The 17121-nt window shown below is 37.1% G+C and carries 11 protein-coding genes; 4 read left to right on the top strand and 7 right to left on the bottom strand.

Annotated features, from left to right (window positions below; all coding sequences use genetic code 11):
- Window positions 1–2 precede the first annotated feature (2 nt).
- Window positions 3–476: a transcription elongation factor GreA gene (greA, locus tag V5N67_RS03465; protein WP_332060508.1), complete on the top strand. Its 474-nt coding sequence runs from the start codon at window positions 3–5 to the stop codon at window positions 474–476.
- Between the two features lie 58 nt (window positions 477–534).
- Window positions 535–1605: a glycosyltransferase family 4 protein gene (locus V5N67_RS03460; protein ID WP_332060507.1), complete on the top strand. Its 1071-nt coding sequence runs from the start codon at window positions 535–537 to the stop codon at window positions 1603–1605.
- Between the two features lie 749 nt (window positions 1606–2354).
- Here V5N67_RS03460 and V5N67_RS03455 read toward each other — a convergent pair.
- Entirely contained in the window at window positions 2355–3749 is a 1395-nt protein-coding gene (locus V5N67_RS03455; RefSeq protein ID WP_332060506.1) for a TrkH family potassium uptake protein, read from the bottom strand.
- Between the two features lie 304 nt (window positions 3750–4053).
- Between V5N67_RS03455 and trxB the strand changes: the two genes are divergently transcribed.
- Together trxB and V5N67_RS03445 are read left to right on the top strand one after the other, a co-directional pair.
- Window positions 4054–5007: a thioredoxin-disulfide reductase gene (gene trxB, locus V5N67_RS03450; protein ID WP_332060505.1), complete on the top strand. Its 954-nt coding sequence runs from the start codon at window positions 4054–4056 to the stop codon at window positions 5005–5007.
- Window positions 5008–5057: 50 nt separating this feature from the next.
- Window positions 5058–5963, top strand: a complete 906-nt coding sequence (locus V5N67_RS03445; protein ID WP_332060504.1) for a LysR family transcriptional regulator — start codon at window positions 5058–5060, stop codon at window positions 5961–5963.
- 669 nt (window positions 5964–6632) lie between these two features.
- Here the strand turns inward: V5N67_RS03445 and V5N67_RS03440 are convergent.
- The 6 genes from V5N67_RS03440 to V5N67_RS03415 form a co-directional block, all read right to left on the bottom strand.
- Complete coding sequence (locus tag V5N67_RS03440; RefSeq protein ID WP_332060503.1) at window positions 6633–7835, bottom strand: pyridoxal phosphate-dependent aminotransferase; 1203 nt, start codon at window positions 7833–7835, stop codon at window positions 6633–6635.
- Between the two features lie 299 nt (window positions 7836–8134).
- Window positions 8135–8344: a cold-shock protein gene (locus tag V5N67_RS03435; protein ID WP_332060502.1), complete on the bottom strand. Its 210-nt coding sequence runs from the start codon at window positions 8342–8344 to the stop codon at window positions 8135–8137.
- A gap of 274 nt (window positions 8345–8618) precedes the next feature.
- Window positions 8619–12104: a carbamoyl-phosphate synthase large subunit gene (gene carB, locus V5N67_RS03430; protein WP_332060501.1), complete on the bottom strand. Its 3486-nt coding sequence runs from the start codon at window positions 12102–12104 to the stop codon at window positions 8619–8621.
- A gap of 997 nt (window positions 12105–13101) precedes the next feature.
- Window positions 13102–14298 (bottom strand): glutamine-hydrolyzing carbamoyl-phosphate synthase small subunit, encoded by a 1197-nt coding sequence (gene carA, locus V5N67_RS03425; RefSeq protein WP_332060500.1) that lies wholly within the window; start codon window positions 14296–14298, stop codon window positions 13102–13104.
- Between the two features lie 924 nt (window positions 14299–15222).
- Window positions 15223–15741 carry a chorismate lyase gene (gene ubiC / locus V5N67_RS03420; protein ID WP_332060499.1) on the bottom strand — a complete coding sequence of 173 codons (519 nt, stop codon included), beginning with the start codon at window positions 15739–15741 and terminating at the stop codon, window positions 15223–15225.
- Window positions 15742–16396: 655 nt separating this feature from the next.
- The gene (locus V5N67_RS03415; protein WP_332060498.1) at window positions 16397–16648 is read right to left on the bottom strand and encodes a GlsB/YeaQ/YmgE family stress response membrane protein; all 252 of its coding nucleotides are present in this window, start codon (window positions 16646–16648) and stop codon (window positions 16397–16399) included.
- Window positions 16649–17121: the final 473 nt, after the last annotated feature.

The raw sequence follows: 17121 nt of genomic DNA, 5'->3' as shown, positions 1-17121 counted from the left end.
CTATGGAAAAATTTCCGATGACTACAGCTGGTTTTGAAAATCTTAAGGAGGAACTGCGTTGGCGCCAACAACAGGAGCGTCCTCGCATTATTGAAGCAATTTCTGAAGCTCGGGCACATGGTGATTTATCCGAAAATGCTGAATATCAGGCTGCTAAAGAAGCGCAAAGTCATAATGAAGGGCGGATAAATGAGCTTGAAGATTATATTGCGCGGGCGGAAGTTATTAATGTCTCACGTCTTTCAGGGGATAAAATTAAATTTGGAGCCACTATCAAGCTTTTGGATGAGGATACTGAAGAAAAAAAGGTTTATCAGATCGTTGGTGATCAAGAGGCTGATGTAAAAACTGGTAAAATCTCTATTTCTTCACCTATTGCGCGTGCACTTATTGGCAAGCAAGAAGGTGATGTAATTGAAGTAAATGCACCAGGTGGTGCACATAATTATGAAATTATTAAGGTTCAGTATATTTAATTAAAAGATATGTGAGGAAAATATTATTCACTAAAGGGAATTAATACTCTTATTTATTATGCGTGTATCTTTGAAACAGACTGATGTTATTGCGCCTCACTTTAAAAAGCGCTCTTCAGGAGTAACGTCTACGATTATTCAGCTTATTCCATTGCAGCGAAAGCAAGGCGTAGCTATATCTACTTTGGGAGTGGGGTTGCCAAAAAATTTGCCAGCCCTTTCTTTTAAGGATATTTTCGGACTTTGGAAAAGCCCCGTAGGTAAACCATTTCGTATTTGGCATGCTCGGCGCAATATTGAGATGCTTTGTGGGGTTTTTTTGCGCGATATTTTGCGAATGAAGCTTAAACTCATTTTTACATCGGCATCTCAACGTCATCATAGACCTTTTACTAAATGGTTAATTCGTCGTATGAACCAAGTCATTGCGACCAGTGTGTATACGGGAACCTATTTAGAGGTGCCTCATGAGGTTATCATGCATGGAGTAGATGTTCAGCGTTTTTCACCACCAAAAACTATTAATGACTGTTTTTCTTCGTCTAAATTTTCTGGAAAATACGCGGTGGGGTGCTTTGGGCGCGTGCGTTATTCAAAGGGCACTGATTTATTTGTAGATGCAATGATAGCGTTGTTGCCACGTTATCCTGATTGGACAGCAATTATTGCTGGTCGCACTACAGTGCAGAATTATAATTTTGAAAAAGAAATGCGCAAAAAAATTGCTGAATCTGGCTTAACTGATCGTATTATCTTTCTTGGTGAGATACAGGATACACCTCTGTGGTATCGTCGTCTATCGCTTTATGTGGCACCTTCTCGTACAGAAGGCTTTGGTTTAACTCCATTGGAGGCAATGGCATCTCAGACTGCTGTGGTAACCAGTGATGCGGGAGCTTATAAAGAATTAGTGGGAGAAGGAACAGGAACGGTTGTCAAAGCAGGAGATGTGCTGGCTTTAACTACGGCGATTGAACCTTATCTTGCTGATTTAGAAAAAACGTTAGTGGCAGGGGAAAAAGCTTTAACCCATGTTCGTGCTCACTTTTTTCTGGAAAAAGAGGCAGCTGCAATTGGAAATATTTATGAAGCAATGTTTACAAAAGGGGTTACAGAAAAAACGCTTTAAATATATTCTCAATCCTTTTTAAGAGACAGATGAAATAAGCTATCTTAAAGTGGATATTTTTAAATAAATATTCAATTGAACTGCAGCTTAAAAAATATTGTTTCGTAAAATTTTAAAATTTCTTTGACGTTATAAAGAAATAAATTAAACTTATTAAAATATTTTATAGAAAAATTGGAATTTGTAATTTTAAAGTGATGTATTGTGATTACGAATAGCATGGATTCATTATTTTTTTATAATAACGCTTTTTTTAAAACGTAGAGCAGCACTTCTTTAATGAGGGAGAATATTAAAGCTGTTCGTATTGATCTAGCGTCGGAAGCAGCAATGCATTTTCAATGATAAAGCTTAATATCAAAAATACGTTAATATAAGAACTATCTTTATTAGAAATCACCTATATTCTATGAATCAATAACTATTTATAGATGTATTTAGATATTGTGCTATTCGTACGAGGCGGTGTCTTTTTTGGTGAGAGAAAGAGCTGGTCAAATAGAGTGTTATAAAATTTTTGATCTATGTAAAAGCTCTTGAGTGATATGTGATACTCTTTGATGAATTATCCTCATTTTAAATGGCTGATGTGTTCAAGAAAAACGATGTAGGATTTTCATTTTTTGTGCCAGTTTTATATCATTGACATAATTATTTGTTTGAAGCTTTTTAAAAATTCTTCTGTCAGTTGAATCAAGATGGAATATATATTGTTCACTTTTTTTGTAAATTTTTTATTGTTACAAATATTAAAATTGCTCACGCCAGAAGGCAGGAATAAAAAGTACAAATATAGTTATAATTTCAAGACGTCCTGCTAGCATTAAAAAACTCAAAATCCATAAGGCACTATCATTAATTGTAGAGAAATTGCCAACAGGACCAATAATTTCTCCAAAACCTGGACCAATATTTGAAAGAGCGGTTAAGACGCCTGTAAAGGAAGAAGTAAAGTCAAGACCAGTTGTGAGCAATAGTGCAGTGCCGATGAGAAGGCAGAACATGTAAAGGCATGCAAAGAGCAAAACTGCTTTAGCAACATCATCTGATATAATTGAATGATCGTAACGCGTTTTTACAACTACATTAGGAGAAAGAAGCTTTGCTATACTTGTTTGTGCAATACGCCAGAGAATAATTAAGCGATTGACTTTCATACCGCCAGAGGTAGAACCAGCACATCCGCCTGTAAAAGAAACAATGAAAAAAATCCCAAGGGCAAAAGGTCCCCAAAGCTGATAATCTTCAGCACTATAGCCAGTGGTGGTAATGATAGATGAAAGATGAAAAATCACATCAAGAAAAATTTTGTGGAAGGGACGATGATCATGAAATCGCAGCCATGCTGCTAAAGCAAAGCTAAAGAGAAAAACAATATTGAGAAAAACAATTACTTGCGAATCAATGAAGCGTTTTGAGTGACCAGGAAGCACTAATTTAACGTAAAGCACAAAGGGTAGGGCAGAGAGTAACATGAAGGTTGTTGCAACAATTAAGATGGCTGGCTTATCAGAAAAATGGCCAAAAGAGGCATCATGAGTTGAGAATCCAGCTGTTGCTATTGTGCTCATCGCATGGTTGATAGAGTCAAATAAGGTCATGCCAGAAGCAAAATAGGAGAGCATGCAAGCAAGCGTTAGTCCAACATAGGCTATGATAATCCCATTGGCAATTTGGTTGATGCGGGGTAATATTTTTTCAGATTTATCTGATGATTCCATATGAAAAAGCTGGACTCCTCCAACACGAAGTGAAGGCAAAAGTAATAGAGCTAGACCAATAAAGCCAATACCTCCAATCCAGCACATGATAGAACGCCACAATAAAATACTTCGCGATAAATGATCAAGTCCAGTGATGACTGTGGAGCCTGTGGTTGTAATTCCAGAGACAGATTCAAAAATCGATCCTGCTAAAGAAATCGGGAGAGCGGAAAGATAAAGAGGAAGAGCACCCACTACGCTTCCTGTTAACCAAAGGCAAACGGTAAGCGTAAAACCAAGCCGTGCTGAAAAACGACAGGTAGCACCTCTGGTTGCCAAAAGAATCAGTGTTGCTAACATAGTGGTGATAGCACAAGAATAGAGAAAGCCCGTTCCTTCATGGTTGTTATCGCGCAGATCTACAAAAATTGGCAAAAGCATTGCTAATCCCATAATTAATGCAAACCGTGCACAGACATTGATAATGAATTGAAAAATGATGGCTTCCTATCTCTTTTTTATTTTGTTACAGTCTTTTATCTGTGAAAATTTACGCTTTTATATCTATAGGGTAAAACTTAATTTTTATATTCAGTATATCCTAATAAATTAAGAATCTGCACTTCTGGCGCAACTAAAAAATACGTATACACTACAATTTAAGCTGTTGAAAAATGTTTTTTTAAAGGCAAAGTTTCATTATAGTCTATAAAATAATTAAGAGACAAAAAATGAAAGGAATCTTATGATACAATCGCATATTCGCCTGTTTATTATTGGCTCAGGACCGGCTGGTTATACAGCAGCGATCTATGCGGCCAGAGCAATGCTCAAACCGGTTCTGGTTACTGGATTACAGCAGGGAGGACAGTTGACAATTACAACTGATGTTGAAAATTATCCAGGTTTTTCTGATCCAATTCAAGGGCCATGGTTGATGGAACAAATGGCAAAACAGTCTGAATATATGGGCACGAAAATTATCTATGATATTATTATAAAAGCTGATTTATCAAAGCGTCCTTTTGTTTTATATGGGGATTCTGGAACGCAATATTGTTGTGATGCATTGATTATTGCAACAGGAGCGCAGGCTCGCTGGCTTGGCTTGAAGAGTGAACAGACATTTATGGGTGGTGGTGTTTCTGCTTGTGCTACGTGTGATGGATTTTTTTATCGTGATAAGGACGTGGTTGTTGTGGGGGGTGGAAATACAGCCGTTGAGGAAGCTCTTTATTTATCGCATTTGGCTAAGACTGTAAGTGTGGTTCATCGGCGGGATCATTTTCGGGCAGAAAAAATTTTACAGGATAGGCTGTTTGCGTGCGGTAATGTACGTGTTATTTGGGATCATGTGGTAGAAGAAATTGTTGGTTTGCCAGCTCAGGCATCGAGAGGGGCTGTTGTAAAAGGTATACGTCTTCAAAATGTAAAAACTGGTCAAAAGGTGACGGTGGATGCAGATGGCGTATTTATTGCTATTGGACATGATCCTGCAGTCTCTTTGTTTGAAGGACAGCTAAAACAGAAGGAAGGTGGCTACTTATGGACGGCACCCGATTCAACAGCGACAAGTGTTCCTGGGGTTTTTGCTGCAGGAGATGTAACAGATAATACATTTCGCCAAGCTGTAACAGCTGCAGGAAGAGGATGTATGGCAGCACTGGAAGCAGAACGGTTTTTAGATTTACAGACATAAACACTTGAAAATAAACATCTGTAAGAAAAAATAAAATTAGAGGACAGATTGTGACACCACCATTAGATTGGGATAAGTTAAGGGTTTTTCATGCTGCAGCGGAAGCAGGCTCTTTTACGCGTGCAGCGCAAAAGCTCCGTTTATCCCAATCAGCAATTTCAAGACAGGTTTCAGCTTTAGAGCAGGATGTAGGTGTCTCTCTGTTTCAGCGCCATGCACGTGGTTTGATTTTAACAGAGCAGGGTGAAATTCTTTATCGCACAACATATGATGTTTTGATGAAATTGGAAAATGCACGCTCGCAGTTAAGTGAAAGCAGTGAAAAACCAATGGGGCATTTGCGTGTTACATCGACCTTTGGCATGGGAACAGGATGGCTTGCGGAGTGTATGCCTGAATTTCTTAGTCTTTATCCAGATATGCAGATTCAGCTCTTGCTTGATGATAAAGAACTTGATTTGACGATGCGTCATGCAGATTGTGCTGTTCGTTTACATAAGCCTCAACAGCCTGATTTAATACAAAGGAGGTTATTTACAGTTCATATGCATGTGTACGCTTCAGAAAATTATATTGCAAATTATGGAAAGCCAAAAAAATTATCTGAGTTAGATGCTCACCGCATTATTTCATTTGGTAAACCTGTTCCACTTTATTTATCTGGTTTAAATTGGTTGGAAAAGGCTGGAAGAAGTGATGGATCTTTGCGCGTTCCAGTACTGCAAATCAATAATATTATTTCAATTAAGAATGCGGTTATGCATGATCTTGGTATTGCAGTACTGCCTGATTATATTGTAAATAACGATGAGCGATTCGTACGCCTTTTCCCTGATATGGTTGATATTCCTTCCTTTGATACCTTTTTTTGTTATCCTGATGCTTTAAAAAATTTGGCAAAGTTAAATGCTTTTCGGGATTATATTTTTCTAAAAGCCCGTAAATGGTCTTTTTAATGATGAAGTATTTTGAAGTTATGTGTTTATTGCATAGCAGATATGTTTAAGTTTTTATTGTATTTTTCTACATGAAGTGACATAAGGTAATATCTCTTGATTATGTTGCCTCCCATTGCATTTTCTTGAGTGTTCCCTTATGAAAGTCTGCCAGATTGATTTTTTCTCTGGGGCTTTTCTAAATTTGCCGGACGGGATGTCCGGCTTTTTTTTACTTATTAAAATAATGCTTAAAAATTGAGATGTTTTGAAAAGGCATTAGAAAAAAATTCAGAAATTTTATGGATGTTTAGCCATTTTTTACAGATATTAAAAGCTTGGAGAGAGACTTTAACCATAATAGCTGCTGCGAAGTAAAAAAATTTTACTGAGCGCATAATAAGTATATTTATGGGTATGAGAGTTTTAGTGTCGCAAATTTTAATTAATAAATGTAGGATTTGCTCGCTATGTAACTGTTTTTAGGTAATAATAATTTAACATGACTGTAAAAGTTCAAAAAGGATTATTTCTTGATCATCGGGATATATATTTTGCCTCCACGTAGCTTTATTGATGTAAATTTTTTATAGAATCCAATTTATTTTTGCGTGATGATTCAATTACAAAAAATCTTATAAAAAACTGACCACTCCACCAAAACTGTAACAATGGATAACGCTTAGAGTTTTAGAGTAAATTACTGCAAAAGCGCTGGATACGTAAGCAAGCTTCTTCAAGCAATTTTTCTGATGTTGCATAAGAAATACGAAATGCTGGCCCAAGTCCAAAAGCGGATCCATGCACTACAGCAACAGATTCTGTTTCCAGAAGCGCTATTACAAAATCTTCATCATTAGTGATCACTTTACCTTCAGGAGTTTTTTTCCCAATACACTTTGCACAGGAAGGATAAACATAGAAGGCACCTTCAGGTGTTGGACAGTGAATGCCAGGAGCTTTGTTTAGCATAGAAACGACGAGATCGCGGCGCGCTTGGAAAACACTTTTATTTTGCATGATAAAATCTTGTGGGCCATTAAGTGCTTCAACGGCTGCCCACTGCGAAATAGAGCTTGTGCCAGATGTTTGTTGACCTTGAATGATATCCATGGCTTTCACTAATTGCTGCGGTCCACCTGCATAGCCAATTCGCCAACCAGTCATAGCGTAAGCTTTAGAAACACCATTCATTGTAAGTGTGCGATTGTAAAGTTTTGGTTCTACCTGAGCTGGAGTAACAAAAGTAAAATCTTCATATGTTAGATGTTCATATATATCGTCGGTGAGAATATGTACATGAGGATATTTCACTAAAACATCTGTTAACTTTTTCAATTCGTCATATGTATAAGCAGCACCTGATGGATTTGAAGGAGAGTTAAAAATGAACCATTTTGTATTGTGAGTGATGGCAGATTCTAAATCTTGTGGTTGCAATTTATAAGAAAATTCAGATTTGGTTTTTACAAAGACAGGTGTACCATCGTTTAGGGTAACCATTTCTGGATAACTAACCCAATAAGGGGATGGAATGATGACTTCATCTCCTTTATTCAAAGTTGCCATCAGTGCATTAAAGAGAATTTGTTTACCGCCAGTACCAACAATGATTTGTTCTGGTTGATAAATGAGATTGTTTTCTCTTTTAAATTTTGCGGCAATTGCTTGACGTAACTCTGGAATACCAGATATGGGCGTATATTTTGTTTCTCCGCGTTGAATAGCTTCAATGGCAGCATTTTTTATGTTGTTTGGTGTATCAAAATCTGGCTCTCCAGCACTTAAAGCAATAACATCACGACCTAATGCTTTCAAATTACGTGCTTTTTGAGAAACAGCAATTGTTGCGGAAGGTTTAATCAGAGAAAGCCTATCGGCAATAAAATCCATAATTTTAATCCTTATACGACACAAGCAAATGATTATTGATTTGAAGATATTTTATAAGAGATTACGTTGTATGCAATAAAAATGCAGAAAAACTCTTAGGAAACTTTGCTTCAGACATAGATTTTATATCGTTTTTTTAAGTCTTTTACAAGGAAGCACTCTTTGATAATTACGGAGGATTTAAGAGAAAAAGAAGAATCTTAATATTTTTGCAAAGTTAAGTGTTTCTTCCATAAAAAAAACCTTACCTAGAAAGATAAGGCAAAGATTTCTTAATGAAATGTAGTAAAGTTTAAAGATTAAAGGGCTGCAAGGTTATCTGCAGCAAATTTTCCTGAACGACGATCTTGAAGAACGTCATAAGAAACTTTTTGTCCTTCTTGCAGGTTACTTAAACCAGAACGCTCAACAGCGGAAATGTGTACGAATACATCTGCACTTCCATCACTAGGCTGAATAAATCCAAAACCTTTTGTTGTGTTAAACCACTTAACTGTTCCTGTAGACATAGGAAACTCCTTAAAATATACAATTATTGTATACTGAAGCTAAAAGCCTTCAATATGATTTTAGATCGAAATTAGGTGGGAGAAGTCTTGTCAGAAGTGCAAATCGCACGGAAAAGAAAGTCACATAACCGAAAGTTCGATAAGGGTTGTATGTAAAGGTTTTGAGGATAAAAAGCAAGCTTTAATCTATATTTTTCTACACAATGTTTTTTATACAAAGCAAAAAATGATAAAAAGTAGAAAAAATGGCGTATTTTCTGGTATAAAAAACACTTTAAGTGAAATAGCTTTGCAGTGAGCGCACTTCAAGGCAATTTTTTTTGAGTGCTTCTATAGCTTGTGCTGCAGATTTTGCACCAGCCATTGTTGTGTAGTAGGGAACTTTTTGCATAAGTGCTGCATGGCGTAATGATTTAGAATCCGAGATGGCGCTGGCAGTATTGGTTGTGTTAAAAATTAATTGAATTTGCCGATTACGAATGGCATCCTCAATATGAGGATGTCCTTCTAGTACTTTATTGATTTTTTTTGCATTAACATTATGTTCTAAAAGAAATTTTTGTGTTCCGCTGGTTGCTAAGACAGAAAAGCCAAGCTCGATTAAACGTTTGACGGGAGTTAAGATGTGCTTTTTGTCTTCATCTCTTACTGAAACGAACAAAGTGCCCTCCTTTGGAAGTTCAACGCCAGCTCCAAGCTGTGCTTTTGCAAAAGCAAGTGCAAATTCATAATCAAGCCCCATTACTTCACCAGTTGAACGCATTTCTGGACCAAGAAGTGTGTCGACACCTGAAAAGCGAGCAAAGGGAAAGACAGCTTCTTTGACAGCGATACGTTGCTTTTGTTGCTGAGATGGTAATCCACCATAAGCTTGAAGAGTACTTTGGAGCGTTTCTCCTGCCATAATACGTGCGGCCATTTTAGCAATGGGACGACCAATTGTTTTTGCAACGAATGGGACAGTACGCGAAGCGCGAGGGTTGACCTCTAAGACATAAATTGTGTCATCTTTAATGGCATATTGCACATTCATAAAGCCACGAACATGAAGCGCTTTTGCTAACGCTTTGGTTTGACGCTCTAATTCAATCACTAATTTATGTGAAAGTGTATGTACTGGTAAAGAACATGCTGAATCACCAGAATGGATACCTGCTTCTTCAATGTGCTCCATAATGCCAACAACCAGCGTCTCTTCTCCATCACACAGACAGTCAACATCAACTTCAATCGCTTCTGTTAGATAGGTATCAAATAAAAGTGGATTTTTACCGAGCAATGTATTGATCTGCCCCATTTTATCGTTAGGATAACGGGCTTTGATTTCTTCTGAAACTAATTCAGGGACTGTCTCAAGCAAATAATTTTGCAAGCTACGCTCATCACGGATAATTTGCATAGCACGTCCTCCTAAAACATAAGAAGGGCGTACAACTAATGGAAAGCCCAATTCATGGGCGATGAGGCGCGCTTGTTCAACCGAATGAGCAATGCCATTTTTGGGTTGTGTTAAATTCAGTTTAAACAACAATTTTTGAAAGCGGTCTCTGTCTTCTGCTAAATCGATAGCGTCAGGTGAGGTTCCTAAGATGGGGATATTATGTTTTTCTAGTGTACTTGCCAATTTTAGTGGTGTTTGTCCACCAAATTGAACAATTACTCCAACCAATTCACCCTTTTGCTGCTCTGTTTCTAAAACAGCTAAAACATCTTCTGTCGTTAAAGGTTCAAAATAAAGGCGATCAGATGTATCATAGTCAGTCGAGACTGTTTCAGGATTACAGTTAATCATGATAGCTTCAAAGCCTGCGTCACGCAGGGCAAAAGCAGCATGGCAACAGCAATAGTCAAATTCAATACCTTGTCCGATGCGGTTTGGTCCCCCACCTAAAATAGCAATCTTTTTGCGTTCAGAAATTTGTGCTTCTGAGTGTTCTACGCCTGCAAAGGGGGTTTCATATGTTGAGTACATATACGCTGTAGGCGAAGAAAATTCAGCAGCACAAGTATCAATACGTTTAAAAGTGTGCTGGACATTAAGTGATTTACGCAAAGCAGCAATATCATCGGGATCTTGTTCAGTGAGGGTGGCTAATCGTGCATCCGAAAAGCCCATAGCTTTTAACATGCGTAAATTGTCTGCATCTTGGGGCAGTCCATAAGTGCGAATGCGCTGTTCCATCTCAATGATGGAGGCTATTTGTTCCAAAAACCATGGGTCAATTTTGCTAATTTGGTGAATTTCATTTAAAGGCATTCCCATACGCATTGCTTGAGAGATATAACGTAGACGATCAGGACTTGGTATTGCAATGGCAGAGCGGATAGAATTTTTTTCATCGCCTTCAGCGTGCTCAGGAATGATAATTTCATCAAGACCGGTAAGACCCGTTTCAAGTCCACGGAGCGCTTTTTGCAGCGATTCTTGAAAAGTGCGACCAATTGCCATTACTTCTCCTACAGATTTCATCGCAGTGGTTAAGACAGGCGATGAACCAGGAAACTTTTCAAAGGCAAAGCGAGGAATTTTGGTAACAATATAGTCGATTGATGGTTCAAATGATGCTGGTGTTGCACCACCTGTAATATCATTTTTTAACTCATCGAGTGTGTAGCCGACGGCGAGTTTTGCTGCTACCTTAGCAATGGGAAAACCTGTTGCTTTTGATGCAAGTGCTGAAGAGCGGGAAACACGCGGATTCATTTCAATAACGATTAAACGACCATTTTCTGGATTGACAGCAAATTGTACATTAGAGCCCCCAGTTTCAACGCCAATTTCACGCAATACAGCTATAGAAGCGTTACGCATACGTTGATACTCTTTATCGGTTAAGGTGAGGGCAGGGGCTACGGTGATGGAATCGCCAGTATGAATCCCCATAGGATCAATATTTTCAATGGAACAAACGATGATACAATTGTCGTTTTTATCTCGGACAACTTCCATTTCATATTCTTTCCATCCCAAAACACTTTCTTCAATCAAAACTTCTGTTGTGGGTGAAGCCTCAAGGCCGCGTTCAATGATTTCATAAAATTCGGAGCGGTTGTAAGCAATTCCACCACCTGTACCACCTAGCGTAAACGAAGGGCGGATAATGGCTGGAAGACCAACAATATCAAGAGCTTGTACTGCTTTTGCGGTAGCATGTGCTATATAATGCTGTTTGCGGTCAGCTTCAGTATGGCGCCAATTGTTCTCAAGTTCTTCCAGTGCTTGGTCAAGTGCATTACCAGAAAATTGCGCTTTAAGTTTTTCGCGTTTTTTTGCATGTAGTCGGCGATTTTCTTCTTTGAGTTCAGTTGCGTTGGCTAACATAGAACGCGGTGTTTCCAAGCCAATGTTTTCCATCGCTTTGCGGAATAATGCACGATCTTCAGCTTTATCAATAGCATCGGCATTTGCACCTATCATCTCAACATGGTAGCGGTCTAAAATTCCCATACGCTTTAATGATAAAGCGGTATTGAGTGCTGTTTGTCCTCCCATAGTTGGTAAGAGAGCATCAGGGCGTTCATGGGCAATAATTTGAGCAACTATTTCAGGAGTGATGGGTTCAATATAAGTTGCATCAGCTAAATCTGGATCTGTCATAATTGTGGCAGGATTGGAGTTAACCAGAATAATTCGGTATCCTTCTTCTTTTAATGCTTTACAGGCTTGTGTGCCAGAGTAGTCAAATTCACATGCCTGACCAATAATGATAGGTCCTGCTCCGATGATAAGAATAGATTTTATATCTGTGCGTTTTGGCATGGTTTTTCCCTGTGACAAATATCCGTGCGCGATTGTGGCAGATAGAGTGTTTAAATTTTGAGGCTAAAATAGCTTTATAGGTTAATATACAAAGAAAGTAAGTTATAAAATATTTTTATTCATTCTTTTTTCATATAATAGAAGATAAAAGTTGGTTAGATACACATAGACGCATAAATTATTATTTACGATAAATAAAATTTTTGAATAAGAATATGCTTTTTATATTGCGACTGTGAATATGATGCACCTTCCATTGTGGTGATATTTGTTGTTTGAAGTTGTAAGATTCTTCATGTGGTTTCTTTGGTGATGATGTTGTAATGGCGTGTTCATTAAAAGGGAAACTGGATATTTAAAAATCAAAAATAAATGATGACTGTGGTTCGTTTATCGTAACAATGTCAATTGTAAAAAATATCGTGGAATATAGTCTTTGTTAACATTAACGTAATGTACGGTATCAAGAACTTATATGATGTACCTTTTTTGGTTCCGTGTTTTTTTATGTTGTGCTGTTTGTAATTTTTTTGCAGACTTGTTTCATTGTTTGTAATTGCAAGTTTTTGTGATGATGTATCCTTTGATTATAAAGTGTGCTCGTAATTAGGACGGGGGGAAGTTTCTTTAAACCTCTATAATGTTTTCTTATATTGTGCATTATATCTGAAATTTGGCTAAGTTTTTGAAAATGCTGATATTGTAAGAAGGGCTAAGTGTGGTCAACAAAATTGGCCATGATATTTTACAAAATGCGCCAAATGTATATATCTTTTGAAATACTGTTCATGATTTTTAGTAATAAATTAAGTAAAATGCCATTCTGAAATTTGTATCAGTTATTTTTGATACTATTATAGAAGTTCATTTAAAGATAATTTAGGCAACAAATAAAATTTATAATTTTATGAAAAGAGTGAGTAAATCTATTACTAGATAATATATTTGTGCACAAAAAGCGGTCTTTTGAGAAAAATCCAAAAGGTAAAATTTTCAGTTAAGCTATTTTTTTATAATCCATAATGAGATTGCAAAAACGTTGAAATAAATAGTGACTATCTTGTGGGCCAGGGGAAGCTTCGGGATGGTATTGAACAGAAAAAACTGGTTTTTCGATGATTCGTATACCGCAATTTGAGTTATCGAAGAGGGAGATATGTGTTTCTTCAACATATTGTGGCAAAGATGTTGTCTCTACAGCAAAACCGTGATTCATTGATACAATTTCAACCTTTCCAGTGGTAATATCTTTAACAGGATGGTTGGCGCCATGATGTCCTTGGTGCATTTTTATGGTTTTGGCTCCCACAGCAAGAGCTAGAAGCTGGTGTCCGAGGCATATACCAAAAATTGGTATATTACTTTCAATGAGCGCTTTAATGGTTGGAACAGCATAACTAGCTGTTGCGGCTGGGTCTCCTGGTCCATTGGAAAGAAAAATACCATCAGGATTTTTTGCTAGAACTTCTTCTGCAGTTACATCTGCTGGCATGATGGTTATACGTGCACCGTGTGCAGCCATAAGACGGAGAATATTGCGCTTAATACCATAGTTAATTACAACAATGTGAAAATTGTGTACATCGTTTGCACTATAACCTTCGTTCCATATCCATGGTTTTTCATTCCATTTCATCAATTGCTTTGATGTCACTTCTTTTGCAAGATCAAGATTGAGAAGACCTGTCCATTTTTGTGCACGTTCTTTTAGAGCTTTGATATCAAAGTTTCCATTGGGGTCGTGGGCGATAATGCCATTTTGTGCACCTTTTTCACGAATAAGAACAGTTAGTGCTCGTGTATCAATACCACAAAGTGCAATGATATTACGTGTTTTAAGCCATTGATTAAGATTTTCATTTGCACGATAATTGGAGGGATGCGTAATATCCGCTTTGAAAATAGCACCAACTGCTCCATGACAATTAAGGGGCGTGAGATCTTCAATATCTTCATTATTTGTTCCTACATTGCCGATATGAGGAAAAGTAAAGTTAACAATTTGTTTTTTATATGATGGATCCGTCAGAATTTCTTCATAGCCTGTTATGGCAGTATTGAAACATATCTCAGCTTCAGTAACACCCGTAGCACCTGCTCCTTTCCCCTGAATAACTGTTCCATCGGCTAGTACTAAGAGAGCTGTAGGTTTATTTACATTCCAAGGATTAGGAAATGAGATAGTTTGTGTCATAGCGCGCTCACAACTTGTGATCTTAAAGATATAATGGTCAACGTTACATAAAAAGCACAACTATAACGGATGTTGTGTATATTGTTATTGCAATGTTTCGCTTAAGATTAAGAGTATAAGTATATTCCATGAAGAGGTAAAGTTTTGTTTTTAGATTTTTCAAGCTTTGGAGATTAATTATTTTTTCATACATTGCAAGATGTATAAGAGATAGTTAAACATAGTTTTTTTCTCAAAAAATTGGATAAATTTATATTGCATGATCAAATTGAGGTGGTATGCAAAATTGCTTTAAAAGTGCACGATAAGGATGATTTTACTATGTTTCGTTTAATTAATATCGTGGGGAGAGATGATCACTAGATACACTCTCATTTTAGCTAAAGTGATTGAATAGTGTGAAAAATTGGTGTGTATTTATTCTGCATAAAGAATCTTGGTGCTTAAATTGGCAGAGAACGAACAAGGAAAAATGGTAGTTATTTGTGACTTTTTACTTCAACTTGATGAAGTGGAAGTTGAGCAAACCCTTTATTAAGTGTTTTCTTAAACAAAGATTGAGAAATTATACCGTATATAGAGAGGTAAGGTTGCGTGGCTAAAGAAACGCTATACAGGTTAAAAGAATTTTTCTAAAGTTGGTAATACTTCGTAAAAATCTGTAATGTAAATTACTATGCTGTAATGTAAAAGGCATTTAGAAGTGTTTTTATTATCGCTCGCCTATCAAGTTATAACACCTGTCAAGCTATAAAAGTGTGTAAAGAGCATAGGAAAATGTCGATAGATAAATTATACAATAAAGGTTATCGCAGAAAAATCCTTTGAAGCAAGCAAGTTAGTAGATTTTTTTGCTGATGGGTAAACAAGAGATCTGCTCCTTCTTTATATTATCCTTTCTTTAGGATATTTACATCTTCCCATTTATGCAGGATTTGTTGTGTATAGCGGTGAAGCTGATAAAAATAGCTCAGTTAGCAATAATGGTTTATCTGCTAATCGTAAACGGGAACGACGTGCCCACAGTGTATTTTGTCGACCGATGTGAATATAATCACGGGTTAGTTGACCACTGCTAAATAAATAACGCCCTAGCGGTACACTCCCCAAGCTCATCAATGCTTGATTGTCTTCGGATAAGGTTTCTTGTGGGATCACAGTGCGCCCAAGGAGCCAAGGTTGATTGTCTCCCATTAATATGACTTCACGTAGCCAATAACGCGTGCTATTAGGCAGGTGCTCAGCTTCTTCTTCCAGTTTATCGCGCGTAATGAAACATTCACGTTGTGGTTCGACACGTACGCAAGTGCAGTAATTTTCTAGTCGACGTGTCATGGATCCCGTTTCCATGAGCCAATCATGGATGTCAGCTGGTACTGGAGGGTCTTGATCGGATAGCCATTTCAGAGGCGGCAAGATAGAATCTTTGAGGTCAGATATCATTTCGCTCTACACCTAAATCCGTATTCCATACGCGTTATGCTGGATAATACAAAACGATTTTATTGTAATGCAGAAATGCAAAGGCAGCAAGATTCTAAACGGAAGAGATGTAAAAAGGTGTGAGATGTATTCTTTTTAGTATTTTTATTTTTTACTAATACGAAAACAACTCTGCTTTCATTTATGGATTCAAAGCGGGCGCCGAGTTTTTTAGTAAAGCGTTATTGTTAGTGAAAGATGTGTTGGTTAAGTGCTGGGTGATGGAAATTTTGATAATTTAGTGTAAGTTTTTATAATAACATTTATTGATTACGTTGGGATGACAGCTTAATTAACAAGCTTTGATTATCAGTGTGATGTTTGTAAGCAGTTCTATGTTAAAGACAACGATATTTACGCGTCAAATACAGCGTAAAATGGTTTAATGTAAACGCATTGCTTCTTCATATGAAAGCACAATAAGTGAGGGGTAGCGCGTTGCTCAAAGTTCTCCGTTATTACTTAACGACATTATGATGGTTCAAAAAGGCTGAAAATTGAGCAATCAATTACTTTCTCCCCCAAAGCCAATAACTCGCATCTTCAATGCCACAACGAAAATGTTTAGTGGTCTTAAGAAGCACCAAAAGGTGCCTCTAAAAAACACATAAATGCTCTATGGTCGAATTTTTCGTCCTGCAAATATAAGAATGCAAGCTCCAATAAAACCTGAAATAAGATAGCCAACCCAACCAACAAAATTAACGCCTAAAAGGCCAAAAAGAAAGCTGGCTAACGCCGCTCCGATAATTCCCAAGATAATGTTTAGAAATATTCCTGTTTGGCTTTTCATAAGATATTGTGCAGCACAGCCCGCGAGGCCACCGATAACAATAGCTGCAATCCAGCCAATATTTGCATCTTCCATTATATTCTCCCTTCCATTATATTTTTCTTTGCACGAACCTAGACTGTTAATTTTAACTAGGGTGAGCTTGGTAAAGATCAAGGTTTATCTCTTTTCTGTATGAGGGGATGTTATGAGTGGGAATTTTGTTACAATTTTCACTTTTCTGTTTTTTTAAATTCATGTGATGTTATGCGTTTAACATTATATCCATGAAATCACAAAGACATGTAGCTTTGCGCATGGTTCCCAAAAATGCTAAGAAATTAAAAACAGTTTTATGTAAAAAGAAAGAATGTCTGTACAAGAATTTTTTGTGCGTGCCAAAGAGAGCATTTATAGAGAGATGGATTTTTGTTAGCCTATACAATCAAGTTTCGAAAAATCTGAAATGATGTGATGAAGGCAACTTAGCAAAATTAATGCTCAAAAAGTTGAGAAGGAAGCATTTGCGGTATCAATGATGCTTGGAGTGATGTTAAAAATATTTCTGT

Source organism: Bartonella rhinolophi, assembly GCF_036576165.1.
In the GTDB taxonomy this organism is placed as follows: Bacteria; Pseudomonadota; Alphaproteobacteria; order Rhizobiales; family Rhizobiaceae; genus Bartonella.
This window is presented reverse-complemented; position numbering and strand designations above follow the sequence as displayed.